Origin of the sequence: Rhodopirellula maiorica SM1 (assembly GCF_000346295.1) — a bacterium.
Lineage (GTDB): Bacteria > Planctomycetota > Planctomycetia > Pirellulales > Pirellulaceae > Novipirellula > Novipirellula maiorica.
The window spans coordinates 1-6,464 of record NZ_ANOG01000365.1 but is presented as its reverse complement, the minus strand read 5'-3'; the positions used below and the strand labels follow the sequence as shown (position 1 = coordinate 6,464).

The 6,464-nt window shown below is 53.2% G+C and carries 4 protein-coding genes; all 4 read left to right on the top strand.

What is annotated here, in order from left to right; translation table 11 throughout:
* The first annotated feature begins 100 nt into the window (after positions 1-100).
* Entirely contained in the window at positions 101-2,590 is a 2,490-nt protein-coding gene (locus tag RMSM_RS11825; protein ID WP_008695896.1) for a PSD1 and planctomycete cytochrome C domain-containing protein, read from the top strand.
* A gap of 3 nt (positions 2,591-2,593) precedes the next feature.
* A complete protein-coding gene (locus RMSM_RS11820) occupies positions 2,594-4,057 on the top strand; it encodes a DUF1501 domain-containing protein (protein WP_008695895.1) in 1,464 nt (487 codons plus the stop codon).
* 34 nt (positions 4,058-4,091) lie between these two features.
* Positions 4,092-4,526: a hypothetical protein gene (locus tag RMSM_RS39780; protein WP_236622101.1), complete on the top strand. Its 435-nt coding sequence runs from the start codon at positions 4,092-4,094 to the stop codon at positions 4,524-4,526.
* Positions 4,527-4,659: 133 nt separating this feature from the next.
* Positions 4,660-5,862, top strand: coding sequence for a DUF1559 domain-containing protein (locus tag RMSM_RS11810; RefSeq protein WP_008695893.1), 1,203 nt, complete (start codon positions 4,660-4,662; stop codon positions 5,860-5,862).
* Positions 5,863-6,464 lie beyond the last annotated feature (602 nt).

Genomic DNA, 6,464 nt, shown 5'->3' with positions numbered 1-6,464 from the left:
CCTCACGGCCCACGGCTCACCAATGCGATTTGCATTTCGATTGAATCAACAAGTCGCTAACGCTGATCAATAATAACATCATTAATTACGAGGAAACCGAGTGCGACGAACAACATTCCTGCTCGTTGCTGTCGTCACATTGTCACCATTGGGTGCCGCCGACACGCAGAATTATGAGCAGACATCCGAGACGCCAACAGTCGATGTCTCGTTCAATCATGACATCCGTCCGTTGCTGTCGTCGCGATGTTTTGCCTGTCATGGCCCGGATCCCGAGTCTCGCGAAGCGGGACTGCGGCTGGATCAAGCACACGGCGACGAAGGGGCAATCGGTATTGCGATTGAACCTGGCTTGATCGACGATAGCGAACTGTGGAATCGAATCACCACCGATGATGAATCGATGCGAATGCCGCCACCGGATTCGCATCTCAAGCCGTTGTCGCAAAAGGAACAACAGCTGATTCGTCGTTGGATCGAATCGGGCGCCGACTATCAAGAGTTCTGGGCATTCGCTCCGCCCCGTAATCCCGAAACGCCCAATGTGAAGGACAAGCGGTGGAGCGATCAAGCGATTGACCGCTTTGTGCTCCGCAAGCTCGAAGCAAACGGGATGTCGCCCGCCGAAGAGGCCGATCCTCGCACGCTCGTCCGCCGCGTCACATTTGATCTGAACGGATTGCCGCCGACACGCGACGAAATCCGTCGTTTCGTTAAGGCGTATTCGAAGTCTCCCGAGACCGCTTGGGAGAAACTCGTCGATGATTTGATCGCGCGACCCCAATTTGGCGAACACATGGCTCGCCATTGGTTGGATCTTGTCCGCTTTGCCGACACCAACGGAATGCACAAAGATTTCTATCGCAACCATGTCGCCTATCGCGATTGGGTGATCCGGGCGTTCAACGAAAACCTAGGCTACGACGATTTTTTGCGGTACCAATTGGCCGGCGACCTGTACCCGGAACCCACAAAGGATCAATGGATCGCTTCGGGATTCCATCGCTTGCATCTGATCATCGATCGTGGCACCGCACTGCCCGAAGAGAGCCACGTGAAAAACGTGCTCGACCGAGTCACCGCGGTTGGGACTGCATTTATGGGGCTGACCGTGCAATGTGCCCAGTGCCACGACCACAAGTTTGACCCGATCACCCAAAAGGATTTTTTCTCGCTTTATGGGTTCTTTAACAACATCGACGCCGATCCCGAGACCAACCCTCGTGAAACCGTTGAAGGGTTGCAGCAGCCGTTCGTTCGTTTTCCTACGGAACAACAGCAGGTTGAACTGGACCGCTTGGACGTCCAACTTGCCCAGTACAAAGACCAGCTTCAAGGTTTAAAAGCATCCATTGAATCACTGGAAAAACAAGCGAACAATGAAGCGGCCACGGATGAGGAACCCGAGCAGCCAACGCGAGTGGATGACAGCTTGGTTGAACTCGAGCAAGAGCAAGTGGCGTTGGAGAAAAGAATCCAACGACTTAGTCGTCAACGTGACACCGTCGAACGATCGGTGGAAAAGGCAATGGTGATGAAGGAACGCGACGAGGTCCGAGAGACGTTCGTTCTGATTCGAGGACAATATGATGCTCCCGGCGAAAAAGTCGATCGAGACGTCCCCGGATTTTTGCCCCCGCTAAAAATATCGTCGGAGCTGGCTTCGCGAATGGATCTGGCGGATTGGTTCGTGGCCCCCGAGAACCCGCTCACCGCTCGCGTCGCCGTCAATCGTCTGTGGCAATCGTTCTACGGTGTCGGTTTGGTCAAAACGTCAGAAGATTTCGGCAATCAGGGCGAAGTGCCAAGTCATCCTGAGTTGCTCGACGAATTGGCAGTCTCGTTCATCGAATCGGGGTGGGACGTGAAAGCCCTCGTCAAACAAATTGCCATGTCGAAAACCTACCGGCAAGCCTCGGATGCATCCCCTGAGCAATTCAAATCGGACCCCGAGAATCGGCTATTGGCCCGAGGACCTCGGTATCGATTGGATGCGGAAATGATCCGTGACCAGATTCTGGCGACCAGCGGTTTGTTATCCACCAAGATGCATGGGCCGAGCGTGAAACCGCCTCAGCCCGATGGATTGTGGCAGGCCGTTTCGATGACGGGCGAACGCTATGTGCCCGATTCAGGCGAATCGATTTACCGACGTAGCATCTACACGTTCTGGAAACGAGCGATGCCGCCGCCGCAAATGACCATTTTAAACGCTCCGATTCGCGACGCTTGTATCGCTCGACGTGAGCGGACCAATACACCGTCGCAAGCGTTGTTGCTACTGAATGAAAGCGAGTATTTGTTGGCGGCACGCCACTTGGCACAGGCAACGCTGAACAAGCCGATCGACCAGCGGTTGCAGTTTGCCTGGGAAACCGTGACGACAAAATTACCCGATACACAAGAGGTTGAGATCCTTGAAAAGCTACTGAATGATTTGACGGATCACTATCAAAACCATCCCGATTTGGCGAGCGATCTTTGTCGCGACCTGTCACTGGATGCTCCGTCTGCAGAGGCCGAACTGGCTGCCTGGACCGTCATTTGTAACACGCTGTACAACCTCGATATCACCAAGACCAAGGACTAAACGATGGATCTTTTCCAAACGACTGAAACGCTGGACAACCGTCGTCGGTTTCTGACCAATGCAGGTATGGGACTAGGTGCCGCTGCGATGACGTCGCTGTTGGGTCAGCCTCGTCTCGCTCAGGCTGCTGCAGCGAGCTCGTCCGACAACATACCCTCGGGTTGCCATTTTGCACCGAAGGCAAAACGAGTCATCTTTTTGTTTATGGCAGGGGCGCCGAGTCAGATTGACTTGTTTGATCCTAAGCCAGAACTTGAAAAGCAATTCAACAAACCGTTGCCTCCAACGGTCAGCATGGGGCAACGCGTCACCGCAATGACCAAGGGCAAAGAGCAATTGATCATGCCCAGTCCTTTCAAGTTCGAGCAAAAAGGCGAAAGCGGACTGTGGATGAGCGAATTGCTTCCGCATCTGTCTAGCCAAGTCGACAAGTTGTGTTTCGTCGATTCGATGAATACCGACGCGATCAATCATGACCCCGGCAAGACGTCGTTCTGCACGGGGGCGGAGATCCCCGGCAAGCCCAGCATGGGAGCATGGCTGAGCTATGGATTGGGATCACTTAATAAGGATCTGCCAGACTATGTTGTGATGCCATCGGCGTATTGGAGTGGCAAGGTCAATGTGCAAGCGCTGTATTCGCGTCTTTGGGGCAGTGGCTTTTTGCCATCGAAACACCAAGGAACCAGTTTTCAGACAACCGGTGATCCGGTGTTGTTTCTTTCCAATCCCACCGGAGTCGATGCAGGAATCCGGCGACGGATGCTAGATTCACTGGGGCAACTCAATCGCAAGCACTTTGGCGAAATCGGCGACCCTGAGATCGAAACGACGATCGCCCAGCAAGAAATGGCGTTCCGGATGCAAACGTCGGTACCCGAATTGACCGACATCTCCGACGAGACACAGGAAACGTTGGCGATGTATGGTCCGGAAGTTAACAATCCCGGGTCCTACGCCCGGAATTGTTTGTTAGCACGGCGGATGGCCGAACGTGATGTGCGTTTCATCCAGCTGTTCCATCGTGGTTGGGATCACCACACTCGATTGCCCGTTAACCTACGCGGACAGTGCCAGGACGTCGATCAGCCGACGACGGCGTTGCTTCGTGACTTAGAACAACGCGGACTGCTCAAGGATACATTGGTCGTGTTTGCGGGTGAGTTCGGAAGAACTGTCTATTGCCAGGGCAAGCTGGATGCGGAAACCTACGGTCGCGATCACCACCCCCGCTGTTTCACCGCATTGCTCGCCGGTGGCGGCATCAAAGGCGGTATGCGCTACGGCGTTACCGATGAATTCAGCTACAACGTCGTCTCCGATGGTGTCCACGTTCGCGACTTGCATGCGACCATGTTGCATTTGCTGGGCGTGGATCACAAACGGCTGACCTTCCCATTCCAAGGACTCGAGCAAAAACTAACCGGTGTCGAACCAGCCCGAGTGGTGAAAGAAATCATCGCTTAGATTAGCGGTCAATTCATCGTTGCCAACTATCTCGTTGGATATTCCGACTCGTCAACCAATTGATTACTCCGCACTTTTGCGAGTCACGGAATATTTTGATTCTCTTCAAAGATTCACCGCAAAAGTATTTGCGGTTTTCAGGAGTCATCATAGTTCAATAACTAGCTGGTGGATCGGTACACCTCCCCAAAACACGATTGATCCCAAATCACCCAGTGCTGCTAGTGACAACCGCGTCATTTCTACAGCACATCTTTCATTTCTTTCTACGAACGGCTTTCTTATGTCCTGGTCTTCATCCTCCAAAATCTTTTTTCTGCTCATCTTTCTACTGTCAACTGGATGCGGCGGGGGCGGAACGCCCACTTCTGTTGCCGAAGATGATGAGATCGCTCAATACTTGAGCGAGAACCCGGAGGCAGCAGAAACCGATCTCGACGTCGATGTCAATGTTGAGAACGACGAATAAATTTTCAGAAAAGTTGATTGCCCCCTCTGTCTTCTCAGCGATCCAACTGGCGGCAACTTCTTGCGTCATCTCGAGCGTGAATTTCCCACGCTCTATTCTCTATTCTCTTTTTCTGTTTTATGGAATCGAAGTTATGTTACGTTTTCGCAACAGACAAGCATTCACGTTAGTTGAATTGCTCGTCGTCATCGCAATTATTGGTGTCTTGGTGGGGCTGCTGTTGCCTGCGGTTCAAGCCGCGCGTGAAGCCGCACGCCGAATGAGTTGCAGCAACAATTTCAAGCAAATTGGTCTTGCAGTTCACAACTATCATTCCGCCTACAAGCAGATGCCGATGCATTGCGGCGGTACACCGAGCCAACCGGGATTCGACAACAAACTCGAACTAAGCTGGCTGGTTGGACTCACTCCTTTTATCGAGCAACAGGCGATTTGGGAGCAGATCAGCAATCCGTTCAAAACGACTGGCTCACGTGTTTATCCGGCAATGGGGCCCGAACCCCGTTTCACAATTGCAAACCATGCCTCGCCCAATCGTTATGACCCTTGGTTGACAGAGATCCCAGGTTTTCGTTGTCCCAGCGACCCAGGTGCAGGCCTTCCCAGCCAAGGCCGAACCAACTACGCCGCCAGCCTGGGCGACGCGGTTGACTATATGCTCAGTGCGCGCAGCGACAGTGGTGTCGTTACTGGATCCGCGGCACAGAAGGCAGACAAAATCAATCGCGCACGAGCGTCCAATCGAGGCTTTTGGCGTCCCCGTCACAATATTCGTTTCCGCGCGGTCTTAGACGGACTGTCCAATACGATTTGTGCGGGCGAGATCGCAACGGCACTTGGTGACAATGACGTCCGTACACGAGCCGTCCGCGCTGGCGGTGCCGCTGGTAATGTCAATATGAACATCAAGTGCGATAGTGACGTGGATGCCACGCGACCCTCGTTCTGGAAATCGACGGCAAATTTTGCCGTACCCGCAGTGGGGCCAACCTCGGAAGCGGGACGAGGCTACAAATGGGCGATGGGACGCGGAATTTGGGGATACCTTACCACCATCGCTCCACCGAACGAAAACCTTTGTCTAACTGGTTCTTCTGCAAACGCGTTTAGCGGGGGCGTCTACCCGCCTAGCAGTCGACACCAAGGCGGCGTGCATGTATTGATGGGTGATGGTGCTGTTAAATTCATTACGGACTCAATCGAGGCGGGCAACCAAGCTAGCGCTCAGGTCGGAGCAAGGTCATTTCATCTGCCGCCAGGCTCGGAAAGTCCCTACGGATTGTGGGGAGCTCTTGGCACTCGTGCCGCCAAAGAAGTCATTAACGAAGATTTCTAAAATTTGAGTCGACCTCTTTTGGGTCGCTCAACCACGCAATCGCTCGAAGCAGAAAACATCACGTGTTCCTCGCGTTTAAAGGTTTCACTCAACCTGACAAGATCACGTAGAGGATCACGTGATGATCAAGCGTTTGCTAAACCTGGTTTTTGCCTGAACCATTGCGTGACCAATCGAAGATCGTTACCGCCATAAAATTGCGGACGCTCAACGCGATGTCTGGATGGTCGAGGCAAAGCATATTCAAAGCCTAGGCAATTTTGCCGGGCTTAGCCAGTTTTGGATAGATGTTGCACGGCATGGCTCCGCCATTGAACTGTGACGACCGCTCGAGTGATGTCGAGTGTCATTCTGTTGCAGTGTTTGCCGACATCGGTCCGTCCGGGCTCCATTTTGTTCGAGTTGGTAGCAATGAACAATCGCTCTGACCCCAAGGGGGCAAGTGATCGGTGCAAGAAGTTTGCATTGGGCAGTCAAAGCCAACGAATTGAAGACTTCAACCTTCGGACCCTGCCCACAAAACACGGACCCTGCGGACCAACGAGGGCCCGTCAGAGAAAGAATGGGGCGTGTTGGTGGAGTTTCCGATGAATGGACGCACC

What these genes read in the sequence shown, in the direction of transcription:
- RMSM_RS11810 (WP_008695893.1), top strand. Translation starts at nt 4,660, where the DNA reads ATGTTACGTTTTCGCAACAGACAAGCATTCACGTTAGTTGAATTGCTC.
- RMSM_RS11820 (WP_008695895.1), top strand. Translation starts at nt 2,594, where the DNA reads ATGGATCTTTTCCAAACGACTGAAACGCTGGACAACCGTCGTCGGTTT.